General features: G+C 70.9%; 28 protein-coding genes and 4 pseudogenes. 27 read left to right on the forward strand and 5 right to left on the reverse strand.

Translation table 11 applies throughout. The annotated features are described in order from the left end of the window. Positions 1 to 39 precede the first annotated feature (39 nt). Positions 40 to 1404 (reverse strand): HEPN domain-containing protein, encoded by a 1365-nt coding sequence (locus tag SACTE_RS14465; protein WP_014046776.1) that lies wholly within the window; start codon positions 1402 to 1404, stop codon positions 40 to 42. A gap of 180 nt (positions 1405 to 1584) precedes the next feature. On the opposite strand from SACTE_RS14465, the gene SACTE_RS14475 reads away from it, so the two are divergent. Next, on the forward strand, positions 1585 to 1962 hold the full coding sequence (locus tag SACTE_RS14475; RefSeq protein ID WP_014046777.1) for a hypothetical protein: 378 nt from the start codon (positions 1585 to 1587) through the stop codon (positions 1960 to 1962). A 93-nt stretch (positions 1963 to 2055) separates the two neighbouring features. On the opposite strand, the gene SACTE_RS14480 is transcribed toward SACTE_RS14475, so the two are convergent. The 3 genes from SACTE_RS14480 to SACTE_RS14490 all read right to left on the reverse strand — a co-directional run bounded on the left by SACTE_RS14480 (position 2056) and on the right by SACTE_RS14490 (position 4571). After that, positions 2056 to 2592: a hypothetical protein gene (locus SACTE_RS14480; RefSeq protein ID WP_014046778.1), complete on the reverse strand. Its 537-nt coding sequence runs from the start codon at positions 2590 to 2592 to the stop codon at positions 2056 to 2058. Continuing rightward, positions 2589 to 3779 carry a serine/threonine-protein kinase gene (locus SACTE_RS14485; protein ID WP_014046779.1) on the reverse strand — a complete coding sequence of 397 codons (1191 nt, stop codon included), beginning with the start codon at positions 3777 to 3779 and terminating at the stop codon, positions 2589 to 2591. The genes SACTE_RS14480 and SACTE_RS14485 overlap by 4 nt, the downstream gene beginning before the upstream one ends. Before the next feature lie 84 nt (positions 3780 to 3863). Then, positions 3864 to 4571, reverse strand: a complete 708-nt coding sequence (locus SACTE_RS14490; RefSeq protein ID WP_014046780.1) for a hypothetical protein — start codon at positions 4569 to 4571, stop codon at positions 3864 to 3866. Between the two features lie 275 nt (positions 4572 to 4846). Here SACTE_RS14490 and SACTE_RS14495 point away from each other — a divergent pair, with 275 nt between their 5' ends. The 19 genes and pseudogenes from SACTE_RS14495 to SACTE_RS14585 all read left to right on the forward strand — a co-directional run bounded on the left by SACTE_RS14495 (position 4847) and on the right by SACTE_RS14585 (position 20701). Next, positions 4847 to 5581, forward strand: a complete 735-nt coding sequence (locus SACTE_RS14495; RefSeq protein ID WP_014046781.1) for a hypothetical protein — start codon at positions 4847 to 4849, stop codon at positions 5579 to 5581. Between the two features lie 5 nt (positions 5582 to 5586). After that, positions 5587 to 6813 carry an MFS transporter gene (locus tag SACTE_RS14500; RefSeq protein ID WP_019992609.1) on the forward strand — a complete coding sequence of 409 codons (1227 nt, stop codon included), beginning with the start codon at positions 5587 to 5589 and terminating at the stop codon, positions 6811 to 6813. Positions 6814 to 7209: 396 nt separating this feature from the next. Then, positions 7210 to 7545 (forward strand): annotated as a pseudogene (locus SACTE_RS35040) (ATP-grasp domain-containing protein); the annotation flags it as partial. A gap of 154 nt (positions 7546 to 7699) precedes the next feature. Beyond that, the gene (locus tag SACTE_RS35045) at positions 7700 to 8128 is read left to right on the forward strand and encodes a hypothetical protein (RefSeq protein ID WP_019992607.1); all 429 of its coding nucleotides are present in this window, start codon (positions 7700 to 7702) and stop codon (positions 8126 to 8128) included. 114 nt (positions 8129 to 8242) lie between these two features. Next, complete coding sequence (locus SACTE_RS14510) at positions 8243 to 9319, forward strand: hypothetical protein (RefSeq protein WP_014046783.1); 1077 nt, start codon at positions 8243 to 8245, stop codon at positions 9317 to 9319. Between the two features lie 97 nt (positions 9320 to 9416). Continuing rightward, a pseudogene (locus SACTE_RS14520) lies at positions 9417 to 11205 on the forward strand (TraM recognition domain-containing protein). Beyond that, positions 11202 to 11432: a hypothetical protein gene (locus tag SACTE_RS14525; protein WP_014046784.1), complete on the forward strand. Its 231-nt coding sequence runs from the start codon at positions 11202 to 11204 to the stop codon at positions 11430 to 11432. Before SACTE_RS14520 ends, SACTE_RS14525 begins: the two are co-directional and overlap by 4 nt. Next, positions 11429 to 12598: a DnaB-like helicase N-terminal domain-containing protein gene (locus SACTE_RS14530; RefSeq protein ID WP_019992605.1), complete on the forward strand. Its 1170-nt coding sequence runs from the start codon at positions 11429 to 11431 to the stop codon at positions 12596 to 12598. The genes SACTE_RS14525 and SACTE_RS14530 overlap by 4 nt, the downstream gene beginning before the upstream one ends. 48 nt (positions 12599 to 12646) lie before the next feature. Beyond that, the gene (locus tag SACTE_RS14535) at positions 12647 to 13216 is read left to right on the forward strand and encodes a hypothetical protein (protein ID WP_014046785.1); all 570 of its coding nucleotides are present in this window, start codon (positions 12647 to 12649) and stop codon (positions 13214 to 13216) included. Position 13217: 1 nt separating this feature from the next. Beyond that, a pseudogene (locus SACTE_RS35415) lies at positions 13218 to 13391 on the forward strand (DNA methyltransferase); the annotation flags it as partial. Between the two features lie 121 nt (positions 13392 to 13512). After that, a pseudogene (locus SACTE_RS33220) lies at positions 13513 to 14400 on the forward strand (DNA cytosine methyltransferase); the annotation flags it as partial. A 93-nt stretch (positions 14401 to 14493) separates the two neighbouring features. After that, the gene (locus SACTE_RS14550) at positions 14494 to 15096 is read left to right on the forward strand and encodes a DUF4913 domain-containing protein (RefSeq protein WP_014046787.1); all 603 of its coding nucleotides are present in this window, start codon (positions 14494 to 14496) and stop codon (positions 15094 to 15096) included. Then, on the forward strand, positions 15093 to 15869 hold the full coding sequence (locus SACTE_RS14555; protein WP_014046788.1) for a hypothetical protein: 777 nt from the start codon (positions 15093 to 15095) through the stop codon (positions 15867 to 15869). Before SACTE_RS14550 ends, SACTE_RS14555 begins: the two co-directional genes overlap by 4 nt. Continuing rightward, positions 15866 to 16342 (forward strand): hypothetical protein, encoded by a 477-nt coding sequence (locus tag SACTE_RS14560; RefSeq protein ID WP_014046789.1) that lies wholly within the window; start codon positions 15866 to 15868, stop codon positions 16340 to 16342. The genes SACTE_RS14555 and SACTE_RS14560 overlap by 4 nt, the downstream gene beginning before the upstream one ends. Then, on the forward strand, positions 16342 to 17001 hold the full coding sequence (locus tag SACTE_RS14565) for a hypothetical protein (RefSeq protein ID WP_014046790.1): 660 nt from the start codon (positions 16342 to 16344) through the stop codon (positions 16999 to 17001). The genes SACTE_RS14560 and SACTE_RS14565 overlap by 1 nt, the downstream gene beginning before the upstream one ends. Beyond that, positions 16998 to 18206 (forward strand): hypothetical protein, encoded by a 1209-nt coding sequence (locus tag SACTE_RS14570; RefSeq protein ID WP_014046791.1) that lies wholly within the window; start codon positions 16998 to 17000, stop codon positions 18204 to 18206. The genes SACTE_RS14565 and SACTE_RS14570 overlap by 4 nt, the downstream gene beginning before the upstream one ends. 23 nt (positions 18207 to 18229) lie before the next feature. After that, positions 18230 to 19201 carry a winged helix-turn-helix transcriptional regulator gene (locus SACTE_RS32585; protein ID WP_014046792.1) on the forward strand — a complete coding sequence of 324 codons (972 nt, stop codon included), beginning with the start codon at positions 18230 to 18232 and terminating at the stop codon, positions 19199 to 19201. Then, on the forward strand, positions 19188 to 20147 hold the full coding sequence (locus tag SACTE_RS14580) for a DUF317 domain-containing protein (RefSeq protein ID WP_014046793.1): 960 nt from the start codon (positions 19188 to 19190) through the stop codon (positions 20145 to 20147). The genes SACTE_RS32585 and SACTE_RS14580 overlap by 14 nt, the downstream gene beginning before the upstream one ends. Before the next feature lie 65 nt (positions 20148 to 20212). Continuing rightward, positions 20213 to 20701 carry a hypothetical protein gene (locus SACTE_RS14585; protein ID WP_014046794.1) on the forward strand — a complete coding sequence of 163 codons (489 nt, stop codon included), beginning with the start codon at positions 20213 to 20215 and terminating at the stop codon, positions 20699 to 20701. A gap of 4 nt (positions 20702 to 20705) precedes the next feature. On the opposite strand, the gene SACTE_RS14590 is transcribed toward SACTE_RS14585, so the two are convergent. Beyond that, entirely contained in the window at positions 20706 to 20972 is a 267-nt protein-coding gene (locus tag SACTE_RS14590) for a hypothetical protein (protein ID WP_014046795.1), read from the reverse strand. Positions 20973 to 21193: 221 nt separating this feature from the next. On the opposite strand from SACTE_RS14590, the gene SACTE_RS14595 reads away from it, so the two are divergent. The 7 genes from SACTE_RS14595 (at position 21194) to SACTE_RS14625 (ending at position 23618) form a co-directional block, all read left to right on the forward strand. Further along, complete coding sequence (locus tag SACTE_RS14595) at positions 21194 to 21541, forward strand: DUF317 domain-containing protein (protein WP_014046796.1); 348 nt, start codon at positions 21194 to 21196, stop codon at positions 21539 to 21541. A 126-nt stretch (positions 21542 to 21667) separates the two neighbouring features. Further along, a complete protein-coding gene (locus SACTE_RS14600) occupies positions 21668 to 22012 on the forward strand; it encodes a helix-turn-helix domain-containing protein (protein WP_226995160.1) in 345 nt (114 codons plus the stop codon). 49 nt (positions 22013 to 22061) lie between these two features. Beyond that, complete coding sequence (locus SACTE_RS14605) at positions 22062 to 22319, forward strand: hypothetical protein (protein WP_014046798.1); 258 nt, start codon at positions 22062 to 22064, stop codon at positions 22317 to 22319. A gap of 53 nt (positions 22320 to 22372) precedes the next feature. After that, complete coding sequence (locus SACTE_RS14610; protein ID WP_014046799.1) at positions 22373 to 22585, forward strand: hypothetical protein; 213 nt, start codon at positions 22373 to 22375, stop codon at positions 22583 to 22585. Between the two features lie 89 nt (positions 22586 to 22674). Further along, on the forward strand, positions 22675 to 23004 hold the full coding sequence (locus SACTE_RS14615; RefSeq protein ID WP_014046800.1) for a hypothetical protein: 330 nt from the start codon (positions 22675 to 22677) through the stop codon (positions 23002 to 23004). Between the two features lie 111 nt (positions 23005 to 23115). Then, positions 23116 to 23352: a MarR family transcriptional regulator gene (locus SACTE_RS14620; RefSeq protein WP_014046801.1), complete on the forward strand. Its 237-nt coding sequence runs from the start codon at positions 23116 to 23118 to the stop codon at positions 23350 to 23352. Positions 23353 to 23384: 32 nt separating this feature from the next. Beyond that, a complete protein-coding gene (locus SACTE_RS14625) occupies positions 23385 to 23618 on the forward strand; it encodes a hypothetical protein (RefSeq protein WP_014046802.1) in 234 nt (77 codons plus the stop codon). Positions 23619 to 23680 lie beyond the last annotated feature (62 nt).

Below are 23680 nucleotides of genomic sequence, written 5' to 3' on the forward strand. Positions count from 1 at the left end.
AGACCCCTGCGTAGCGGGAGGCATGCGCTCACGAAGTACCTATCCAATCTGTTCCACGGCAAAGGTGAAGGGCGCTTTGCCGAGGGCTCGCTCGTAAACATCAGGTACGCCGAGCTCGGCCAGAAGCCGAGCTCGCACGACCCACAGCAAAACCTCGCCATGCCAGTGGAGAGCGACTGGAGCTAGGGGGCTATTTCCGCCACCGTGAGAAAGTGCCGATCGCGCCGAAGCAACCGATTTGGCGAACTGAGGGGCCTGCTCCAAGATGGCTTCGCCCATCTTGCCAGTTGAGTCGACTACCTCCTTGACCCGCTGCTTCAGCGGCTTATCGTTGCGCCCCAGGAGCACCGACTTGGCCCAGGCAAGAGTCTCCTCTTCGAGGCCAGCTTGGCCAAACGTCTCGATTACCGCGGCCACTCGCCGCTTGTGCTGCTCTTTGGTCACATCCGCGCTGTCATACAAATCCTTTTCCTGGTGAAGCGCTTCCAGGGCTTGGAAGATGGAGACGAACCTATGCTCTGAGTATGTGAAAGGGGCGAAAAATGGGTTCAGCAGTGGAAGCAGTACGGCTTTAAACCGTCGACGAAAATGGAACCATGAGGTTACGAGTTCGGCGAGGTCGATTGAGTTGTCGCTGCCTAGAAGCAACGTTGGAGAAGCGTAGCGGCGGATCGAGCCGGTTGTTTTCTTCGGCCGGAGGGTGTCAAAGTAGGCTTCACACAGTGGGTTATTTTCGCCCTCGGCCGGGCGCAAGTAAAAGGAATTCATCGCGAGCGGTCGCCCCAACGCCAAAATCATGAGGTCATGCAGTGGCCGCACTTGCTCGGCCAACATGCTCTGCCAGTCCATCGGCGTCTCCGTGCTGACAGTGAACATGCAGTACTGATCGAGATGCACACTGTCCTCGCTGACTCTCCCGTGCGCCCCCAAAATGACCTTCACAGTAGAGTCGCCAGTTTCTGTCTGCATCAACTCTGCAGTCTGCGTAGACAAGGAGGTATCTCTTCCTTGCCGCTTCGTAAGTGGTGGTGAGTCCATCCAGTCGGCCAGGTGATCGATTTCGAATCGAGCCTCGGAGAACTCGGCCCGCGAGACGTGGCCGCCAATCAGGGCCAGTTCTGGCCGATAGGTTTCCTCTTCGGCTGGAAGGTCTGGCAGGTAACCACCACGTGCGTTGATCAGACTGATGTCGCGCCGGTCCCGCAAAGTTCCGAAGACCAAAGGGTCAGTTACCCGGACGAGCTCCAGCGGTGTCAGTCCACCGGGCTCCAGCGCTTTGACGGCGTGAAGTGATCCGTAGGTGGTGAGTTTTAGCCCATCCGGATCAAAGATCAGCTTGCCAGCGACGGCTTCTGCCTGCCGTCCGGGCAGCCACCACGTGCCTTCGGCATCGAAAAAGTCCATGCCCCATGTTCCACCCGAGGAGGAGCCTTAGCCAGGCTCTGGTAGCGCTCCTGGCAACGGCTACTTGCCCATGTGGAACCGTCCACATGCCGTAAGGGCCGATGGACGGCGGCCCCGAGCCGCCGCACCGCGCGAGTGAGCGCGTACGCAAGCGGCGAGCGAGGCACTCGTTCAGGTGAAGTGCAGATAAGCACCGACTGCTGGCGGGCCGACGCCAACGAGCGCACCGAGCAGGACAAGGCCGACTGGCTCAAGGCCAGGCAGGAGGAGTCCGACGCCTGGGCGGTGAAGTTCCGGATGCCGCCCCTGGAGGGGACCGAGCGGTCCGTCCCCTGGGGTGTGCGCTGCCGTCACCAGATCATGGACGCCGCCCACACCGCTCTGGTCGTCGAAGGCGGCACCAGCGTGGCTGAGTGGGAGGAGATTGAGGACAGCGCCCGTACCGTCACCCGTGCCGGGTGGTGGATCGACCAGCGCTTCTCCCAGCCGGAAGACCTCGCCGAGCTGCTCCAGGCCGCCACCGGGGCCGACCGGCCGACCGAGAACCCCCACTTCTGACCGTCTGGTGCCCCGCCTGAGTCCGCGCTGCCTCTTGGCGGGGCCCCAGTGCGCACCGAGACCATCGGGGTCACAGGGGCAATAATTGCCCGGCTACGGGACGAGAGGTGGAGCTGCGGAAGCCGCCGCCTCCCGGGCAATACGTTCGGTGGCCTTCATGTCTGCCGCGTCACTGCGGCGCAGCACCACGATCTTGAGAACTGCCAGGAGGCTTGGCCCACAGAGCCCAGCAGCCAACCAGGGTTGAGCCGGCGCGACGGCTACCCCAGCTCCCAGCAGGCACAGCGCGAGCACGGCGCCCGTGATCAGCCCGCTCATGCGGAACACGTGGTTGCGGCGTTTCTCCGCATCCCGCGCCGCCCGCTCGCCTTCTGCTTTCGCCAAGGCTGCGGCCCGCTCACGCTCAGCTTCGGCGCGGGCGTCCTCCTGCTCGGCGCGTAGCCGTTGGTTCTCCAACTGCCGCAGTCGAAGCTGGTGTTCCCGCTTCAACTGCGGCTCCATGGCCTTCAGCGCGACATCGAGTTTCTCCGCACCCAGGACTTCGCCCCATTTCGCCGCAATTCCAAGCCCTGCGGTGATGATCGGGTCCTCCTGCGGCACCGGCAGACTCTCGGTCGGTCCCGTCGTCATCCCTGCGCCCCTCCGCCATCGGACCCCATTGAGGTGATCTCCATCTCGGCCAACTCCGGTGGTGGGCCTAGTCGCAGAAACAGACGCGCGAGCGCCTCGTCAAGCGACGCGGCAGCCGAGGCCGCGTCCTCCTCATAGGGCTCGGGATCCAAGGGGGAGGGGGCTGGCTCGACGCTCCCAAACTCGAGCCCGATGCTCAGCGATGGATCCATTTCCCTCACCGACGCCATGTCGATGATCCCGCTGTGCAGATCTCGATAGACATCCGAGGCGATCCGGTCCACCACGCTCTGGGGCGTGTAATGCCTTCCGTTCCTCGCCGAATCCTCATCGTGCTCGCCCGAGTTGCTGGCAGCCTCCGGTGTGAACCTGCGGAGCAAGTTGAGAACGTCTTCCACGCTCCTCGGCCGATCCTTCGGATCTGTGGCCATGAGACGCAGCACTAGCTGATCCAGCTCGGCCGGTACGGACGGCCGGAACCTGCTGGGAGGGGCTGGCAGGTCATGCACCGTGCTCCACTGGAGCCGTCCGCGTTTCAGTCCGCGATCGAACGGCGTGCTTCCCGTGAGCATTTCGTACATCACGCAGCCGAGCGCGTACACATCGACGCCACGGTCCAGCGCCCCGGAGGTGGACTGCTCGGGAGCTAGGTATACCGGTATGCCTGCATCGAGATCCTCAACGAATCTTGTGTCGTTGAGCAGCGAGACGCCGAAGTCCAGCACCTTCACGTGGCCGGAGTCCTCGATCATGATGTTCGCAGGGTGGAGATCACGGTGGACAATGTTCTCGCTGTGCGCGGCACGTAGCGCGAGGAGGATCTGCACAGTGAACGACAGCACCTTCGGCAGGGGCGGCAGCACGTCCTTGGTCTCCTCGGCCAGAGTGCGCCCATGTACCAGCTCCGACACGATGTACTCGACGGGCCCGTCGCTCGTCGTGTCGCTCCTGTAGTCATACAACGGAGCGATGTGGGGCTCACCCACGGCCGCCAAGCGCTCGACCTCGTTCTTGAAGCGGGCAGCCAGATCGGTTCGCGCCCCCGTCCCTTCGCGGCGGCGCAGCAGCTTGATAGCCACCTCTCGCCCGTGACTCAGATCGCGCCCCGCCCAAACTTCTCTGGCGCGGCTGTCGCCCAGTCGCTCGACCAACTCGTAACGACCGTTCAGTACTTCACCGCTCTCCACTACTCACCCCCCTCGACCCCACAGAGCGTAACGTCCTTCGGCCGACGAGGCAGGGAAGTTGTCGCCTTCGACCATAGGCCGGAGCTAAGGATCGGGTACCAGCTCTAGCGAGTTCGTGGAGAATTCGAAGCACAGATTGCCCCATACGGTTTCGGGCCGTGGCCCGGTGTCGCCGTGGTGGTATTCGAGCACGGCACTCGTCAGGTACTCGCGAGTCCGATGCCAGTCCAGCAGTTCTGCCTTGACGGCGGTTTCCGCCCACTCCGGGAGGTCCGAGGCAGTCTGTACCGAACGGATCAGTTCATCCAGGGCCTCGTGCCATTCGGCGAGCTGGGCGCAGTGGTGCCGCACCAGTCGGTCGACGCCCTCGGGTCCGTCCTTGGCCGCTGCCGCGCGCAGGTCCTTGCCTTGGAGGCAGGCTTCGCGTGCTTCGGACCTGCGGTCCACGTACCGGGCGTACTGCAGCCGACACTCCGGCGGGATCCGCTTGCCGTCGCGAGATCCCCATCCGGCATGGAAGTAGTCCACATGCCAGTTCGGCGTATCCGCCTGCGGCACCAGCCGGATCTCGGCATCCCCGTCGGACACCGTGTGGACGGTGTTGCCCACCTGGCACCACGAGGCGCCGTCGGCGAAGCACTCCCGCAGTGTTTCCCCCAGCTCGTCCAAGTCACCCCCGAACCCGCGCACCACCGAAGGCGACGCGCTGGCGATGGGGAGTTCGGCGAACGAGACGTTCAAGGCCGTGATGTCGAGTCGGCCATTCGGCAGTCGGACCGTTACCTGCGTCATGGCCTGACTCTCGCGCACCCCACGACCGACGGGGTCATCGACACCCCGGACGTCACCCCCCTGCGCCGGAGCGCCGCCGCAGGCTCTCCTGCGCTCCCAGCTTCCGGCGATGAGCGCTGGTCGAGCATCAGTCCCGAGCCAGTAGCCGATCAAGGCGCTTCGCATGGCCGTGATGCTAAGGGCGGCGTCTACCAGCGATCTCCGGCCGGGCCAAATCGCGGTTTCTGCGGATCCTCTCCCGTGTCGATCCGACTCCCCGCGTCCAGGAGGCCCGTGTGCCTGCCCCTTCGATCATCATCACGTCCGAGTTCAGCGGCAGCGTCGTGGCCAAGGGCGCCACCGACGATCTCTCCGCCCAGCTCCTGAAGCACGCCGGCTTCCAGCAGATCGACGACTGGCACGGCCGGCGCCACCGTCTTCCGACCACCATGCCGGTCGCCGACAAGGTCGCCATCGCCAGCCACGCGGTCGAGATGCTCCGCGCCGCCCGCTACCAGGTCACCCTCCCGCCCTCCCTGGACCCGGCCCGAATGAGTCCTCCGGTGCCTGTCCTCGGGCCGTATGCCGCCGGGGCGGAGCTGCTTCAGATCACCGATCGGATCCGGGCGGCCGAGAACGGGGCCGATCTCCAGCGGGCCCTCGACCACCTCCTCCACCCCGAGCACGGGGCCCTGGAGCGTGTCCGCGAAGCGCTGGAGGTGGCGGGCGAGCACATCAACGACCTCGACGAGGAGGCGTACGCACTCGCCGACCGGTTCGGCTTGGCTGCGGAGTTCGTCAGCGTGGCGCAGTCAGAACTCGTCGACTCCGATGCCGAGCTGCGCCGTGTCGGCCATGCCTCCCCGGCCGGGTCGCGGGCCCGTTCCTCGGTGCTGCCCGATCACCGGGGTGCCGCTCTGGCCACGTCGCCGGCCGTGGCCAAGGCCAATCTGTCCCCGTCCTCCAGTGGCGAGACGACGACCGCCGGCACGGCCGCGCGCCCCTCGTACACTCCCGGTCCGCGACGGTGACCCGAGTGCTCTCTTCGTCCACGTCCGGCGCCGGTCTGTCGCGCGCCTATGTGATGCGGGCGGTCGACGCCCTCGCCAGTGCGACCGCCCACTACGCGGTGCCGCTCCTTGTCCTGGTCACCACCGGCTCCACCGCGCTGACCGGCCTGGCCTTCGTGCTGGAGTGGATGCCCCGGCTGGGCGCCTTCACCTTCGCCGGGACGCTCGTCGACCGGTGGGGCGCCGGCCGCGTCTTCCAGGTCTCGAACCTGGTCCGCACCGTGGTGGTCGCCGGGGCCGGCGTGCTGCTGTTCGTCCTGCCCGGCGCCGGGACAGTGACGACCGGGGTGGTGCTGGCCTTCGGTTCGGTCTCCGGGCTGCTAGCGGAGGTCTCCTTCGTCGCGATGGAGACCCTGGGCGCCGAGGCCGGCCGCCGGATGGGCGACGCGGCCCACTGGGTGCAGGCCGCGCAGACCGGTATCGACCAGGGCGCGATTCTCCTCGGCCCGCTCCTGGGCGGCCTGCTGCTCCTGGTCTCCTACACCGCGCTGCTGACGGTCATCGCGCTGCTGTCCCTGACCGCGGCGGCGACCGCCTCGGGCCACGTCAGCGGCGTCGATCACCAGCCGACTTCCAGCAGCCTTCGGACCGGGTGGGCGGCCCTTCGCCGTACGCCGGCGCTGGTCTGGCTGGTGGGCGGTCTGGCCGCCTCCGACCTGGCCACCGGGGTGCTGCAGGCCGCCGCCCCGATCACCGTCGTGCGCCACTTCCACTCCTCAACCGCCGCCGTGGGGGCGGTGTGGAGCGCGGCAGCCGTGGCCACCCTGCTCGCCGTGTGGATCAGCCGCCGGGCGATCGACCGCTTCGGTATCTGGCCGGTCGGCGCATCCACGGGCGCACTCGCCACGATGGCGTGCCTGGCGACCGCGCTGGCCCCCACCTTCCCCGCGTACACCGTGACGGTGGCGGTGGTCATGGCCAGTGAAGGGGCCATGACGGTCGTGCTGCGCACCCTGCGGGCCCGCCTCATCCCGGCCCAGGCGTACGGTTCGACGCTGGCGGTGACGATCATCCTGGTGCTGCTGCCGCTCCCGCTGGCCGGCGCCCTGATCGCGCTCGTTCCCCCGGCCGGGATCCCCCACCTGCTGCTGGCATGCGCCGCCGTCCAGGGCCTGGCGCTGAGCGCGTGCTTCGCCGGCCTGCGCCGCCACCAGGCCGAATGCGCACCGCCCCAGCCGGTGCCCGCCTCGTAACGGGTCCTCGAACGACCCGGTGTTCCTCATCTTCTCCTCTTCCTCTTCCCGCTCCCGCTCCCGCTCTACGGAGGTTCTTCCATGTCCCGTTCCGCTCGTCCGCTGCTGGTCGTCGTCGGCGGTGCCGATCCCGTGTACCGGGGCTACTGCTTCGAGCAGGCCGCCGCCGCGTACCCGATCGCGTTGATCGACACCAAGCCGCCGTCCGCACTGCAGCACCTGGTGGTCGACCACGAGGTCGCCGATCCCCAGGATCCGCAGGCCGTGGTCGCGGCCGGTCTGGCTCTCGCCGCCCGGCACCCGATCGCCGGGGTGGTCACCTGGGACGAGTACGCACTCGTGCCGGCCGCCGAACTCGCCGCCCGCCTCGGCGTGGCCGGCAACAGCGCCGAGGCGATGACCGCCTGCCGAGACAAGGCGACCGGCCGTCGGCGGTTCGCCGAGCACGGCGTTCCCTCGGCGATCTCCACCCGGGTGCACACCCTTGCCGAGGCGACTCTCGTCGCGCGGTTCACCGGCTTCCCGGTCGTGCTCAAGCCCTCCTCGCACGCGGCCAGCATCGGCGTGGTCCGCGTGGACGCCGTCGAGGAGCTTCCCGCTGCCTGGGAGTTCGCCGTGGCCGGGGCCGGTGAGCAGGGTCCGGAGGGCAGCGGGGTGCTGGTCGAGGAGTACCTGGACGGCCCCGAGGTGTCGGTGGAGTGCGTCACCCGGGGCGGGGTGACCACCGCGCTGGCCGTCACCCGCAAGGAGGTCGCCTTCGCCCCGTACTTCGAGGAGGTCGGCCACACCGTGGACGTCGGCGACCCGCTCCTTGCCGAGGTCGCGCCCGTCGCCGCCCAGGCCGTCCGCGCCCCTGGGGGTCACCGACGGTGTTCAGCACGTCGAGATGCGCCTGACCGCGTCCGGTCCGCGGATCATCGAGGTCAACGCCCGGATCGGCGGGGACCTGATCGGCGAGCTCGTCCGCCTCGCCACCGGCCTCGACCTGCCCCGGATCGCCGCCGACGTCGCCTGCGGCAGGGCCCCCGACCTGACGCCCACGGCGCACGCCACCGCCGCGATCAAGATTCTGTATCCCCCAGCCGACGGCGTCCTGTCCGCGCGGAGCCTGGCAGCCGTCCCCGGCCCGCAGTACCCGTGGCTGCACCGGGTGACCTGGCTGCGCGAGGTCGGCGAGCGGGTCGTGCTGCCGCCGGCGGGCGACCTGGACACCAGCCGGGTCGGCTTCCTCCTCGTCACCGCCGGCAGTTCGGCCGCCGCCCGCGACCGGCTCTCGCTCCTCGCCGACGGTCTGACCCTGTCGGTCACCCCGTGACCCCGGCGCTGCTGTCCCCCGCCACCAGAACGAGGCCGTTCCCGCAGGCGGGAGCACGTGTACCGCGTACTCCCGCCCGGCTCGGCCGCTCAGGACAACCATTGAAGAGGAATCGTGCCCGAGTACTACTCCAGCATCGGCGAGGCCGTCGGCGCCGCGATGCAGCACAGCATCCGGCTCGCCCACCGCAACGCGCCACCCCGACCCGACACGCCGCTGCAGGTCCGGCACCTGCCCAGCGCTTCCGCCGACCCGCACTCCGTCCGCGGGATGATCGCCCGTCTCACCGAGGACGCGACGCCCGACGAGGTGGCCCAGATTCTTGAGGACGTCAACGGCGCGCTCGTCGGCGCGCTGCCGGAGCTGACCGAACTCGTCGCCGCTGCCGCCGACTGGACCCGTGGCCGCCTGGAGTTTCCCGCCGACCCCAAGGTCTATTACCCCACTTGGGAGACCTGGAAAGTACTGGCCGCCGCCCACGAGATGCTCCAGGACGTCCACGAGGAGTTGGCGGTCGCTGCGGACGGGGTCGCCGCGTGCCCGGACCAGCGGGCAGACCTTCGGCATCACGAGAAGGTCCGCACCCTGCGGAGCCGGGAGCTGCTCGACGACGTCTTCGACGCCGGCCCGGTCATCGCGTCTTCCGCCCCGGCCCCGGACTCCGACCACCGGCGTACCGCCCCTGTCTCTCCATCGCCGGCCGGCAGCGCGGAAGTCCCGCCCCGCACTTCACCGTCCCGTCCTCCGGAAGGATCTTCCATGGGCAACCTCGCCGACACCTACGGCACCGACGTCGAGATCTACCCCTGGGGCGATGAGATCGTCTGGGCCGACTGCCGAACCGGTCTGCCCGAATCGGGCCACCGCGTCCTGCGCTCCTGCGGGTTCACCGCCCCGGGCGATCCAGGCGACTCCTTCTGCTACAACCTCCCGTCGGGCCTCCCCGGTCCCGAGCGGAAGATCGCCGCCACCTCGGCAGCCAACCTGCTGGCCGACCTGGGATACCGGGTCGCGATCGACCCGGGCCTGGTCCCCCGCACCGCCGAAGGAAACCTCGTCCCCGAGGCCCGGCGGCAGGCCGCCGCCCTCCAGGTCTCACCCGTCGCGGCCAAGACCGCCACCGAGACCAGCGTCCCGGCCCCCGCCACGCCGCCCCCGTCCGCAGCACGGCCCGCCGGTCGCCAGCGCTGAAACGTTCCCCCTTCGACCGTCTAGGAGTAGACCCGTGAACCGCACGAGAGCCGAGCGTGCCCCGCCCCCTGCCCGCTCGCACCCTCAAGGAACCGCCGTGCCCACCCCGCGTACCAGCACGCCGTCGACCACCACCGGCTCCGACGCGCTCCTCTACCTCCTGTTCGGCGTCCTCGGCGCCGCCATGGCCTTCGGCTCTCTGGCCTGGCTGACCGGCAACCTCACCAACACCCTTGTCGGCAGCGGACCGTGGGCTCCGTTCCGTGCCACCGAGGCCCTGCTGCACCCCGAGGTGCTGTGGCCGGCCCTGGACGCCACCGCACTGCTGATCGGCGCCCGCCTCGTGCCCGGCCTGCTCACCCTGGGCCTGATCACCACCGGCCTGGTGTTGTGGACGCGCTGGCGCACCGGCGCCAAGTCCGGTCTCGCCCGCAAGAGCGACCTGGCGCCGCTGCTGGACAAGGAGATCACCGCGAAGGCGAAGAGCCTGCGCCCGTCCCTGGGCGGCCGGGAGGGTAAAAGAGGTCTCTCCCGCTGACCGCGGCATCCTCCTAGGCACCCTCGACCCCGGACGGGCCGAGGTCCGCGCGTCCTGGGAGGACGTGATCGTCGCGATCATGGCCCCGCGCTCTGGCAAGACGTCCGGGTTGGCCATCCCCTCGATCCTCGCGGCTCCCGGGCCTGTCCTGCTCACCAGCAACAAGGCCGCGAACGATGCCTTCACCGCCACGGTGGACGCCCGCGCCAGGGTCGGCACGATCTGGACTCTCGACCCGCAGCAGATCGCGCACCACCCGCGCGAGATGTGGTGGGACATCCTGGCCGACGCTCGCGATCTGGCCGGGGCGAAGCGACTCGCGGGGCACTTCGTCACCGCGAGCGTGGACGAGTCGAGCGGCTCCGACTTCTGGTCCACCGCCGCCTCCAACACGCTCGGTGCGCTGTTCCTGGCCGCTGCCAGCCACCGGCGGCCGATCACCGACGTCCTGGCCTGGCTCGCCACCCCCGCCGACCGCACCCCGGTCGACCTGCTGACCGATGCCGACCACGATGCGGTCGCCGCCCAGCTCCAGGGCACAGTCTCCGGTGCCACCGAAACCCGTGACGGCATTTACGAGACGGCGCGGCAGTACGCGAGCTGTCTGCTCGACCCCGATGTCGCCGCCTGGGTCACCCCGCACGAGGACCTCCCGGAGTTCCGGCCGTTCTCCTTCGCCACCTCCCGCGACACCCTGTATCTGCTGAGCAAGGACGGCGGCGGCTCGGCGTCGGCGATCATCGCGGCGGCGGCCGATGCCGTGATGCGCGCGGCCGTCATCGTCGCCGAGCGCTCCGGCGGCCGGCTCGACCCGCCCGCCCTGTGCGTCCTCGACGAGGCGGCGAACGTGTGCCGGATCTCGGACCTTCCGGACTTGTATTCCCACCTGGGCAGCCGGGGCGTCATCCCGATGACGATCCTGCAGTCCTACCGGCAGGGCCAGCGCTGCTGGGGCGAGGCCGGCATGGACGCCCTGTGGTCCGCTGCCACCGTCAAGATCGTCGGATCCGGTATCGACGACGCCGACTTCGCCGACCGGCTCAGCCGACAGGTCGGCGACCACGACGTCCAGACCACCTCCGTCTCGACGAGCGAGAGCGGCAAGTCCACCTCGGTGAGCATGCGCACCGAGCGAATCCTGCCGCCCGACGCGATCCGTGCCCTGCCCAAGGGCAAGGTGCTGCTGCTGGCCACCGGCATCCGGGTCGCCATGCTCTCCATCCGGCCCTGGTACAAGGAGCCCTCCGCCAAGGTCGTCGGACCGGCCTCCGCCCGCGCCACCAAGGCGATCACCGAGCGGGCCCTGGCGAAGAGCATCGGGCACGACGACTTCGGGCTCTCCGCGTGAGCGCGCCCGCGCCGCGACCCGGGCGGCTGCCGGACGCGCCGGTTGTGCTGCGCGACGGCCAGTGGTGGCTGGTCGGCAGGGCCGGCTCGATTCCCGTCTCCGATGCCGCGTTCAGCGCCGTGCTGGACAACTTCGCGCAGGTGGTGGCCGCCGCCAACCAGGCGGTCGCCGAACTCCGCACCCGACAGAGCGATTCCTCCGCCTCCGGCCCGGGAGGCCGGCGGTGAACCCGCTGCAGCGTGCCGAGCAGGCGGTCCTCGGCGCCGTGCTCCTCGACCCGGACCAGCTCGCCCACCTGGACTGGCTCGCGCCGGATCACTTCTACCGGCCCGTCCACCAGGCCCTGTTCGCCGCACTCCGCACGCTCCGCAGCGACGGCCACCCGGCGATCGGCGCCGAGGGACCGGTGCCGCTGTCGTGGGTCACCGACGCCATCGACGAGGCCGGCCGCCACGTCCGAGGGCTGACCGCGGCGTACACCCACAGCCTGATCTCGGCCTGCCCGCGTCCCGCGCACGCTCCGGTGTACGGCCGCATGGTGCTGGAAGGGGCGATCCACCGCACCGTCGCCGAGCACGCGGTCCGCCTTCACCAGGTGGCGCGGGCCGACGCCCTGCAGGGGGAGGTCGAGGGAGCGCTGCGCTCGGCGGACGTCCTCACCGGGGTGCTCACCGATCTCGCGCGGCGCTGGGGAACCGAACCGCGCCCCGTCGCGCCCGCCACCGCGCCGGCCATCGGCCCGGCCATCCCACCGCCGGTCCGGGCCGATCAGGTCGCCGAGGACGAGCGGTTCCTCCTGGCCGTCCTCACCGAACAGCCGAAGGCCATGGCCGAGGTGGTGGACTGGCTGCGGCCGGTCGACTTCGCCGACCCGGCCCACGGACAGCTCTACCGGTGCCTCGGCGCGCTGCACCACCGGGGCGAGCCCATCGACCGGATCACCCTGCTCTGGGAGGCCCAGCGGCGCGGCCTGCTGGCCGACGGCACCCTGTCGGGCGAGCAGCTCACCGCCCTGTGCGACGACGTGATCCCCGGCAGCGCCGAGTGGTTCGGGGAGAAGGTGATGCGCTCCTCCCTCACCCGGACCGCCGCCGCCTCCGCGCGGGCCGTCCGGGAGCTGGCCGAGGACGAGGCCCTCGGTCCCGGGCGGCTGATCAACCACGCGCTGCACGCGCTCGGCCCGCTCGACGAAGTCCGCGCCCGCTGGCAGGCCGCGAACGGCACCCCGGCCCCGAAGCCACCGGCCGCCCCGCCGGCGGGCGGGCCTCCTGCGGCCCGGGTGCAGGCCGCCCGCGCCCGCAGCTCGCCCCGCCCCGCCGCGTCGCCCTCGGCCCAGAGCGGTCCCGTCCCCGCGCCGGCCAGTGCCCGGCCGCCCTCGCGCGGCCACCCCTGACCTTCCTCACCACCCCGCCATCTCACCTGCTCTTGCTTGGAGTTCGTCTTGACCGACACCTCTTCTTCCGACGCTCTGGCCCTGCGCGCCACGGCATCGGGCTTCGACGCCGTACGCGGCAAACTCCCGGTCGCCGGGGACCCTGACCACCCGCTCGACAACGTCGCCGTCGCCCTCCAGCTCTCCAATCTCGGCTCGCTGCTCACCGAGTTGGCCGACGAGGTTCTTCACCGTGCCGCCGAGCAGAGGCGGGAGGGTCATACCGCCTCGGCCATCATGGGCTTCGCCGCCGCCGTCCGGCCCGCATGCGAGGCCGCCTCCGCACTCGGAGCGGTCGCGCGCCGGCTCTCCGCCCGCGACCAGGCTGGGCACCTCGACGACGGGGCGGCGGATGATGGGTACGACCAGCTGGTGATGGGCAACGCGCTCGGTATCGCGGACAAGGCCCTGCGGGAGACCTCCGAGGGACTGCGCGCCGCAGCGGAGACGATCTCGCCCTCCTCCGCCCGCGTCGAAGCCGCCCGCAGCCGGTCCACGACCGCGGTGCCCTCCCCCACACCACCGGCTTCCGCCGTCCCGTCGGCAGCTCCGCCGGGCCGGACCGTGCGGGGGCGGTGACATGCCCACCCTTTTCGCTCCTCCTCCGCTGATCGGGTCGCTGTGCTCGGGGTACGGCGGCCTCGACCTGGGCGTGCAGTCCGCCTTCGGCGGCACCCTGGCCTGGCACGCGGAGGTCGATCCGAACGCCTCGCGCATCCTGGCCCGCCACTGGCCGGGCGTCCCGAACCTGGGCGACATCACGGCCGTCGACTGGTCCACCGTCCCCCGGGTGTGCGTCCTGACGGCCGGCTTCCCCTGTCAAAGACGTCTCGGTCGCCGGCCGCCGGGCCGGACTCAACGCCCAGACCCGCTCCGGGCTGTGGCTGCACGTCGCCCGTGCGGTCGCGGCCCTCCAACCCTGCCTGGTTGTGATCGAGAATGTGCGCGGCCTCCTCACCTCCCCCGCCGGTTCCCCTGGCGACGTGGAACCCTGCCCGTGGTGTCTGGGAGACACCGCAGGTCAGCCTCCTCTGCGAGCACTCGGTGCCGTACTCGGATCCCTGGCCGACCTCCGGTACGACGCGCAGTGGCTCGTGCTTCGCGCCTCCGACGTCGGGGCCCCGCACCGCCGCGAGCGGACCTTCCTCACCGCCTGGCCCGCCGGCCACCCTGTTGAAAACGCCGACCAGCAACATCGGCAAGAACGGAGGCTCCCAGCACCCGGCGAAGAGGAAGAGCGGCGGGCACGGGCCGAACCTGGCCGACGAGGTCGAGTGGCTGCTGCCGACTCCGAAGGCTTCGGACGGGATCAAGGGCTCGCCGAACCAGCGGCACGGCAACGGGGACATGACCCTGCCCAGCGCGGCGGCGTCACTGCCCAGGGCCGGCGGCACGGGCACGTCGGACCGTCGTACCGGGAAGGAGCGGCGGCCTTCCCTGCCGATGGTGGTCCTGCCGCTCTGGGCGGAGGAGTCGCCGGAGGAGGAGGCAGGCGATGGGGGCCGTACGCAGCCGCCGTCACCCGATGGGAGAGGCTCACCCGTCCCGCGCCCGCGCCCACCGATCCGGCCGGTCGGCTCCGCCCTGAGTTCGTGGAGTGGATGCAGGGCCTCGATGCCGGCTGGGTCACCGCCACCCCGGGCCTCGGGCGCCCGGCGCAGCTCACCGCGCTCGGCAACGGAGTTGTTCCCCAACAGGCTGCTCGGGCTCTGCGGTTGCTGGCGCCGCCCTTCCCGCGCTGTCCTCGTTGCGCGGGCGGGTAGCGCTCCACTACCGGGTTTTCCCGGCCGGGCCAAACCGCGGTTTCTCCGGATCCTCTCGGGCATGTCGCCGTCTCACAGATGGAGCACGCCCCGATGTCCGACACCAGCCCGACCACCCCCGGCCCCGAGCCGTTCCGGCTCTCCGACGGGGACCTCGACGACCTCGCCAGCACCCTCGCCAAGACCATGGCCGAGGTCAAACAGCACGGCGTCATCCTCGACCGCCTCGGCTCCGAACCCGACCCCGTACCCGCTGCCGAGCAGCAGGCCGACGGCGCTCCAGGAGCCGAGGCGGCCGACGCCAAGACCAACGGCCCCTCCTCGGTGTTCATCCTCGCCCTGGGCGGCGAGGCGTACGCCACCGAACTCACCGCCCTCACCGACTGGGTGAACTACCTCTTCCTCCCCGTCTACGGCCGGGAGATCAGCACGATGCGCCCGTGGTGCGCGCAGTGGCACGAGCACCCGGAAGCCGTCGCCCGGCTCCACGCGCTCTGGCTCGCCTGGCAGCAGTTCACCGACACGGAAGCTGGCCTCTCTGGTCCCTCGACCTGGCACCGCGACCACCTGGACCAGACGCTGGCGCACCTGCGCGCCCCCGACGGGCCCTTCGCGGCGTGCACGACGAGCGCGACCCGCCCCAACCACCGCGTGCTGGCCACCCCGGCGCCCGTACAGATGGAGGTGGCGGCATGAACGACACCTTCGACTTCGATCTCGACGACCTCTCGCCGGCCGACGACGCCTCCGCGGAGGCGGTGGAGAGGTTCTGGGACGAGGACATGGTGTTGCTGTCCCAGCACCGGAGTACTCCCCACGGCTCCCACAGCTTCTGTCTCGCCCACGACCAGTCGCTCACCTGGGGAATCCCGGGTGCGCCGCAGCTGGTCGCGGTCGTGGTGGCCCGGGACCTCAGCAGGGGCACGTTCACCGTAGAAACCAGCTCTCACGCGACGGCGTCCTTCGCTCAGAACTGGCTGGTCGAGCGGGGCTGCCCACCTGGATCGATCTTGGTGGGCGACGGCTTCCCCCAGCCCGGCGACGATCTCACGCTCCAGATCGAACAGCAGGTCCGGGAGTCGGGCACGCGCTACGCGTTCCTCGACAGCTACACCGAAGACATCGACCGTGTCGAGACGTGGACGCTTGTCCGCGATTCCCGCGCCGCTCAGGCACCGATCCGGGTCTTCCTCCAGGACTGGCACCTCGACGCCGGCATCTACACGATGCGCGAGGGCGCCTTCGCCGACGTCGGTGCCGCGCAGACCTGGCTGGACGAGCGCAGCGGTCCGCTGCCCGAGCCTCCGGAATACGACGATCGCAACGGTCCCGTCGTCCGGGCCCGCATCGCCCGCATGGCGCTCGCCCGGTCGTTCGGCACCTCCGAGCTGCCGAGGACCGGCCCTAACGCCCTCCGTACCCCGGCGGCCGCACTGGTGCCGCGTCCGGTGCAGGGGAGGCTGCTGTGAGCCGCGCCCGCTTCGCCTTCGCCGCGCACCCCGACGCCATCGCCGACCTGCGGGAACTCCCCGACAGCATCCGCGACCTGGCGCTGCTGGAACTCCAGAACCTGGTCCACGGCAGTAACGACTGCCTGCCGTTGCAGGGGCGTCTCGCCGGCTACCACAAGGTGTATGTCGACCCTTCTGTGGCCTACCGGATGGTCATCCAGTTCCGCCAGGCTCCGCCGACCTCGACCCACAAGCGCGAGATCTATCTCGTCGCCGCTGGCAGCCGGCACGACTACGCCGTCTACCGCGCGGCCCACCAGCGCACCGGCCCCCAGCAGGGTGTCGGAGCCGACTCCGCCGCCGAGGCCCGCGTACGCGCAGCCCGGTCCCGCTCGGTGCTCGCCCCCGACCGGACGGCGGCGGGCCCGACGACTTCTCCCCTCGCCGCGGCCCCGTCCCCGGCCGCCGCTCCCCGAAAGGCTTCCCAGTGATGACCGCCCCCCTGACCCGTACCGAACTGGCGGACCTTCTCACCGAGGCCGCACAGAGCGTCTCGGACATCGTGACCGCCGAGTACCCGACGGCCGCCGGCCGCTCCTACCTGCACCCCGTGCTGGGTCCGCTGTCCGCGGGGCCCCGGGTGGTCGGCGAGCTGAACGACCGGCTGGAAGGGCTCGTGGCCGCCGTGCCCCGCCCGGCCACGCCGGCGGGCCTGTTCGCCCTGGCCTCCTACGCCGCCGCGCTGGGGTGGCTCACCGAGTCCTTCACCGAGCTGACCGCCTCGGTCGACCGGATCTGCATCCGCGTGGGCATCCCCTCCGAGCCCCGGGACCTGGTCTCCGCCGAGTCCGGTGGCGCCAGGCGGGACGACGCGTTCGACCTCGCGTTCAGCGCGCTGGAGCTGGCGGCGATCCGGACCGCGGCCGAGGCCGCCGGCCTCACGCCGGACGACTACGTCGAGGTCCTCTCCCAGTCGCTGCTCGCCGCCGCCCGGATCACCGACGACTGCATGGAGATCTCCAGCAGCCTGCTCGAAGACGCCGCGTACGTCGTGGACGAGGCCAGCGACCACGTCCGGACCGACGACGGCCCCAACAGCCTGCCCACCCTGGTCCGCTCCCTGCTCGCCCGGATGGGGACGGCCCGGTGAACCCCTACGACCCGAACACGCACCCCGGCCCCCACCTCGTCGCCGAGACCCTCGGCATCTCGGAGGTCAGCACCCTCAACACCACGCACCACCACGGCAGCCCGCTGCACCAGGCCGCGACACGGATGACCGGAGCCGCGCACGAACTGGACGAGCGACACGGCCAGGTGACGGACGCAGCCAAGAACGCTCTCCGGCTCCTCGAACCCCTCGGGGACGGCAAGCTCAGTGGTGCACGCGTCTCGTACGCGATCCTGCGGACTTCGGTCCCGAAGCTCGGAGACCTTCTCACCCGGCAGGATCGGGCCTACGACCGGCTCGTCGAGGCCATCTCCGCGTACCAGAGCCTTCTGCCCGAGCCCGAGCACTCGACGGTGCAGGTCCACGAGGCGAACCAGGGGCAGAAGGCCGGCCGGGACGACGACTGGGCCATCGCGGGCGACCGCCAGCTCAGGGCTCTCGAAGCCGTCGAGACCGGCGGCCTGCGGTTCCACCAGAGCGGGATCTACGGCTACGTCTACCTCTCCGACAGCCGAGGCCCGCACCCCGCCCCGAAGGTCTGGCCCGAAACCGTTCAGCGGCTGGTCGCCGACGGGCTGCTGCACCAGGACACCCGCGAGAACCTGTACCGGCCCGGACAGCTCCTCTCGCTCACCCCGCAGGGCGAAGCCGCCCTGCGGGAAGCCCATACGGCGACAGCTCGCGTGAACGCCACCCTCAGCGACAGCCACGTCCTGGCGAACCCCGGCCCCGACGTCGACTCCACTACCGTGCCCGTCGCCGGGACGTCCGACACGGCCTCCCGCTCTCACTGGGCCGCCGAAGATGACGACTCCCTCATGGTTCTCGAAGCTGTCGAGGCCGGCGACATCCGGGTCTACCGGACCGCGGTCTACGGCCACGTCTACTTCATGAACGATCAAGGCAAGGCCCCCAACCCGGAGATCTGCCCCCGAGCCGTTCAACGGCTGGTCGACAACGGGCTGCTGCACCAGAACGCCAGCCCGCCTCTGGTCTGGCCTGGCGGACAGCTCCTCTCGCTCACCACGACAGGCGAGGCCGCCCTTCGCGAAGCACGTACGGCGGCGCCGCGCGTGACCGCCGCCCTCAGCCGCAGCAACACTCCGGCGAGCCCCGGCCTCATCGCCGACTCGACCACCGCCCCCGTCCCCGGGGCGTCCCCCACGGCCTCCCGCTCCCGCTGACTCCTTCCCGACAGGACGCACCCATGCCCACCCCCGCACAGCCCCCCGCCTTCCCCTTCGAATCGATCGACGCGGAGCGCGTCGAGGACGCGCTTGCCCGCCTCGGGCCGAAGTGGACCACCTGGTCGGCGATGATCCTGGCCCAGGAGAACCGCCCCATGCGAGTGCGCGACATCTCCGACCGGCTCCCCTTCGTCAGCGAGACGCTCGTCAGCAAGCGCCTGGCCACGATGCACGCCGACGGGCTGGTGACCCGGCCCGACAACCGTCGTGGGGCGCCGTACCAACTCACCGCGCTCGGAGAGTCGCTGACCTCCGTGCACCACACGTTGTCGGACTGGTCACGGGCCCACCTGCTCCCCGGAAGGATGGCCGAGGCCGAGCGCGTCGATGACGCTCTGCGTCGGCTGAACCTTCGAGACGCGACCGCCGTGGTCCAGGCCCTGGGTACGAACGGACCGATGCGGTTCGTCCACATCTCCGAGGAGGCCGGTCTGTACACGCCGTGGGCCCGGGAACGGCTACTGCGTCTGCAGTCGGACGGCCTCGTCACCCGCACCGGCTCACGCCACGGCGACCCCTACGCGCTCACTGACGCCGGTCAGGCGCTGGGAGCCGTCTACGCGACCATCGAGCACTGGAGCGAGCCGATCACCGGGCGGAGGGCCTCGCCGGCTTCGCGCCCGGTCGCGGCTACGCGCCCCCCACGCCGGTATCCCGCTGGGGGCGGACGGTGCCCGGACAGCGGCGGCTCTTCGGCGCAGTGCTGCCGCGCCGACCTCGCTGTTCAGCCATGCGCCGCAGCCGCAACCGCGGGTGCCGGCGGCTGTGACCGCCCAGTCGACCCCGGGCCGGGGACGGTGAGCGTGGTGGTGAGAGCCAGAGCCGCCCTGCCGCTGCCACGGCGCCCGCGTGCGCGCCGACCGACCGTCCTGCCGCGCACGCGGGCGCGTTCTCCCCCTATGCGCCCGGAGTTCGACCATGCACACCCCTGACACCTCGTACCTCTACGAGGAGGTCCTGGTCAGTCCCATGTACCTGGCCGGGTCCAGCGGGGTCGGCGACGCCGGCTTCGCCCCGGTCTCCCACTGGCCGCACCATTACCTCGACGACGGTCCCTGCCAGCTCCTCGTCACCTCGCCCGACCAGCGGATCAGGATCGGTTGGTTCGGCGACGACTTCGAGCTGTGGAGGATCACCGCAGCCGAGGAGGCTGCCTCCGCCACCCGCTGGACGGCCACCTTCAACCACGTCACCCCACCCGAGATCGTTGCCGGCCTCACCACCGCGCTGGCTCGCGACTACGCCGAGGCCGACGCCTACGAGGGCAACGGGCGCTTCCTGGCGAACCCGTCGGTGAAATGGGCCGATGCCGTCCGGCCGCTGACCGACGCCGGCTGGAAGCGCGGAGTCCCCGCCGAGCGTGGCACCGTCGAGATCGTCGCCCCCGACGGCCAGGCCGGTGTCGTGATCGACAACCGTCTTTCCGGGTGGGACGACGAGACCGTCACGCTCTGGGCCGGCCCTCGGGGCTGGGGTACACGGGCGGAGGCGGTCTTCACCGCACGCACCCCGTCCCACCTGATCGCCGCGACCGCGGCCGTCATGGCGGAGTCGGCTCCCGTGGTGCGGGAACGGCACCAGGTCGACCGGCGTGTGGAGCACCTGGTCACGCTGGCCCCGGTCGCCCAAGCCGTGGCGGTCGCCCCGCCTGCCGAGCCTTCGGTCTCCCGTGCTCCGACTCCGCTCGACGTGCGCCGTACCGCGGTGACCCAGGCCGTCCACCGCGCCGCGCGTGCTCCGCGTACGGCGGCCGATCTGCGGGTGATGGCCGCGCAGAGCCGCTCTGCGGGTGCGGCGCAGTACCGGCCGGGCAGCCTTGCGCCCGCAGCCGCCACCCAGCCGTCGGCGAACTCCTCGGCTCCACGACGCAGTCGCTGACCTCCAAGCCAAATCCCCGGACGCCGTCCCCGCCCGAAACGCCTGTTCACAAGGGAAGTTCTGCCATGCCCACTGCCACCATGCTCGACCAGGCCACGGCCATGATCGAGAAAGCCTGGGGCCAGCCCATCGAGGTCCTCGAAGTCCTCGCGGTCCGCCGCCCGTGCGAGGACCCGCTCCTGCGCTCGGCCATCCACACCCGTACGGCCCTGGTCATCAGCGACAACTCAGTGGCCGTTCACAAGGACCGCCTGCACGCGATGACCCGGCCCGGGTATGTGCCGGCCTTCTACGAGCTGGACCGGCTCACCGACTCGGCCGTCGACCTGCGCGTCGCGCACTCGGAGAGCCATGCGTACCTGCAGGCGATCCGGCGCGTGGTGGAGGCCCGTGAAGCCGCTGCGCCCGCAGCCCGGGCACCGGCGGACCGCCTGACCCAGGCCGCTGTCGCCCGCTCCGGGCGCACGCCCGGCGCCCCGGGCCAGGTGCCCGACCCGCCTGCTCCTTCGGCCGCCGTCGGGCCGCCGGCGCCCGGGGTGGGGCCGCACCGCTGAACGGTCAGGTGAGGTCCTCGTCGCGGTGGGCATCCTCGCTGCGGGGGCCCACCGCGCGGGCCAGCTCCTCCACCGTCAGCTCGACGCTCCGGCCGCCCGCGACCCGGCGCTCCACCACCGTCTCCTCGTCCGGCCACCGGTCGGACTGTGCGCCGACGCCCCACTGGCCGTCGGCGACCATCGCGATGTCGCCCACGGTCCAGGGCCGTCCGGCGGCGCGGATCTTGCGTTCCAGTCCGGCGCCGTCCCAGTGTCTGCTCGCCTCGGTCATCCCCTGCTCCCCCTTCACTGCCGTGCGGCCCCTTCGCCGCAACCCAGGTACGACAACCGCGGTCGCCGATCCATTCCCGGCCCTCCGGCCGCCCGGCTGTGGCCTGCAGTTCGCCCACGGCAGACGGCATCCCCGGGGAAACGACTACGCACTTCGGCATGCCGCATGCCAATGTACGGGTGTTGGGAAAAACCGCAGGTCAACGAAGGGATCGTCCACCCGTGAACGCCGCCGCCACCCTCCTGCCCGCCGTCGTCCGCCCCGCCGTGGAAGACCGCCACTGGCTCTCCTCCGACCACTGCGCCGCTCCGGTGCTCGATCTCCTGGACGCTCTCGGCTGGGCTATCGCCGAGACCCCGGAGGCCAACGTCCACGCGACCAGCCCGGACGGCGGCGTCTACGTCGGCTGGCTCCCGGAAGACCCCTCCGCATGGGCGCGCGAGATCGTCTGGCGCGTCCAGGTGCTGCCCGCCGACGGCGACGTGTGGGTCCAGGAGTTCGGCATCCACACCCCCTCCGAGGCCGTCGCCGGATTCCTCGCCGCCCTCGTCACTCACTCCTCGCGCTGACCGCCGCACCACGGGGGGCGGGCCGACGACGGCCCGCCCCGTTCACCGCGCCCGTCCCGGCGGACCGGCCGCTCCTCTTCTTCCTGACCGAAAGGCATTGAAATGACCGTCTACTCCGATGACCTCGTGAGAATCGCGAACCACGTCGTCGGCTCCGGCACCGCCGTGTTCGCGGCCTACGACGCCGTCGTGGGTTCCGGCATGGCCTCGCGCGGCATCCCCCAGGTCTGCTGCGGGGTGCTGCTGGTGTACACCGCCGGGATCTTCCAGGACCACCTCCGCCGCCGCGACACCCGTGTCGTCGCCTACCTGTCCGGCAGCCCCGACGCACCCCTCTCCAAGATCAGCTCCTCTACGGGGATGAACCGCGATCGCGTCGCCAGCTCGCTGCAGCGCCTGATCGCCGACGGCCTGGTCGTCGCGGAGACCGGACCTTCCGCTCTCACCCGGTACTACCGGCTGGCCTCCTGACTCCGCAGTCCCCGGCCCACCCCCCTTACACCCACGAGGAGCCGCCCTCATGGCCTTCCGCGCCCCGCTCACCCACCACCACACCGACGACACGCTCTGCCCGGCGGACCACAAGCACACCAGCTCCGGCAAGCCGCTCGCGGCCGACTGCCCCGGCCGCTCGTACACGAAGGCGGTCTGCTCGTGCGGCTGGGAGTTGAAGGATCGCGGCAAGGGCTACGTCAACGAGTGCCGTCGGCGGCATCTCGCCGACCACGCCAAGGGCCCGGAGGTCCTTCGCGACCTGCTCCGTCTCGACGCCCCTTGACGACGCCCCCACCAGCCCGGCCCCGCCCTTCCATCCCGTTCTCGGAGGATTCCTTGCCCCAGTACCTGACCGTCGGTCACCTGCTCCGCCAGCTCCAGGACCTCGACCCCCGCCTGCCGGTCCGCCTCGCCGTCAACCCGGACTGGCCCTTCGCCCACTACGTGGCGGCCGAGGTCGTCGTCAGCGACGGCATGGCCTTCATCGCCGAAGACGGCCAGGACGGCTACCTCCCGGCGGAGGCGCGCGACGCCCTCGCCTGGGCCTGACTCGTTCCCCCGAATCCACGGAGGCTTCCATCTCGTCGCACCCCCGCTCTTCCTCCCATTTCTCGCTGCACGGCCTCGCCGTGCACCCGATGCCGGACGGCGTACAGGGCGCGCTGGTCCAGCGCGTCTCCGCCCGGTCCGACGGCCCGTTCGACGTCACCTGGCTCGCCACCGGAACCCCCAGACTCCCTCCCGGGCGCATCCGTCTGCACTGGGAGCCCGCCCCCCTCGCCGGCTGGAACGTCACCGCCCGCCTGGGCCTGGCCGCCGCCGAGGTGCACCTCGCCTCCTGGCCCGCCGCCCCGGACGACTGGCCGCGCCTGGTCCGCCCGACCGTCCACGAGGTCACCGGCCTGTGCGCCGCCCTCGCGTTCGCGACCAACGTCCTCGACCTCTCCAACCACCTCGCCGAGGTCTGACCGGCAACCACCGAAGGCCGCCCCGCGCCAACCGCGCAGGGGCGGCCTTTCTGTACGCCCACCCGGCCTCGGCGTACGCGTACGCTCATCTCGACGAACGAGGAGGACATGATGGTCGACGACCAGAAGCTCTGGGGATACCCGGAGGTCGCCGCCCACCTGGGCATCAGCGTCGGCGCGGCCCGCAGCCGCAAGAGCCGGGGCAGCCTGCCCGTACCCGACGACGACAGCGTGCCGGACCGGCCCCGCTGGAAGCCGTCCACGTTCCAGAGCTGGAAGCCGGTCGGCCGGGGCTTCCGCAGCGACCTGCACGGCTCCTCCCCCGAGGAGAACACGCCGTCCGGCTGACCGGCGCCCGTACCCGCCCGTAGGCTGCGGCCATGACGTCCGATTCACCGATGCCCTCCCCGCCGTTCCCCTCGCCCGACAACTCCGTGCTCCGGTTGATCGTCGGCAGCGCCGTCGAGTCGGTCCGCAACGGTGAAGCCTCAGTGGAGGAGGCGATCCTGCACGCGGTGGTCCACGGCTGGTACGAGGGCCACGTCCAAGGCGAGGACGAATGCCCTGGTTGCGATTTCCGGGGCGAGCTGCCCAAGGGTGCCAAGCGCGGCTGAATACCCGAAACGCCGAGGGGCGCCACCGATACCTCGGTGGCGCCCCTCGGCGTTCGGCCCCG

The organism is Streptomyces sp. SirexAA-E (genome assembly GCF_000177195.2).
Lineage (GTDB): Bacteria > Actinomycetota > Actinomycetes > Streptomycetales > Streptomycetaceae > Streptomyces > Streptomyces flavovirens.

Bases quoted from the DNA above. Each gene is read 5' to 3' on its own strand.
- SACTE_RS14465 (WP_014046776.1), bottom strand. From the start codon at position 1,404: ATGGACTTTTTCGATGCCGAAGGCACGTGGTGGCTGCCCGGACGGCAG.
- SACTE_RS14480 (WP_014046778.1), bottom strand. From the start codon at position 2,592: ATGACGACGGGACCGACCGAGAGTCTGCCGGTGCCGCAGGAGGACCCG.
- SACTE_RS14490 (WP_014046780.1), bottom strand. From the start codon at position 4,571: ATGACGCAGGTAACGGTCCGACTGCCGAATGGCCGACTCGACATCACG.
- SACTE_RS35045 (WP_019992607.1), top strand. From the start codon at position 7,700: ATGCGCCTGACCGCGTCCGGTCCGCGGATCATCGAGGTCAACGCCCGG.
- SACTE_RS14550 (WP_014046787.1), top strand. From the start codon at position 14,494: ATGTCCGACACCAGCCCGACCACCCCCGGCCCCGAGCCGTTCCGGCTC.
- SACTE_RS14555 (WP_014046788.1), top strand. From the start codon at position 15,093: ATGAACGACACCTTCGACTTCGATCTCGACGACCTCTCGCCGGCCGAC.
- SACTE_RS14565 (WP_014046790.1), top strand. From the start codon at position 16,342: ATGACCGCCCCCCTGACCCGTACCGAACTGGCGGACCTTCTCACCGAG.
- SACTE_RS32585 (WP_014046792.1), top strand. From the start codon at position 18,230: ATGCCCACCCCCGCACAGCCCCCCGCCTTCCCCTTCGAATCGATCGAC.
- SACTE_RS14580 (WP_014046793.1), top strand. From the start codon at position 19,188: ATGCACACCCCTGACACCTCGTACCTCTACGAGGAGGTCCTGGTCAGT.
- SACTE_RS14585 (WP_014046794.1), top strand. From the start codon at position 20,213: ATGCCCACTGCCACCATGCTCGACCAGGCCACGGCCATGATCGAGAAA.
- SACTE_RS14590 (WP_014046795.1), bottom strand. From the start codon at position 20,972: ATGACCGAGGCGAGCAGACACTGGGACGGCGCCGGACTGGAACGCAAG.
- SACTE_RS14605 (WP_014046798.1), top strand. From the start codon at position 22,062: ATGGCCTTCCGCGCCCCGCTCACCCACCACCACACCGACGACACGCTC.
- SACTE_RS14615 (WP_014046800.1), top strand. From the start codon at position 22,675: ATGCCGGACGGCGTACAGGGCGCGCTGGTCCAGCGCGTCTCCGCCCGG.
- SACTE_RS14620 (WP_014046801.1), top strand. From the start codon at position 23,116: ATGGTCGACGACCAGAAGCTCTGGGGATACCCGGAGGTCGCCGCCCAC.
- SACTE_RS14625 (WP_014046802.1), top strand. From the start codon at position 23,385: ATGACGTCCGATTCACCGATGCCCTCCCCGCCGTTCCCCTCGCCCGAC.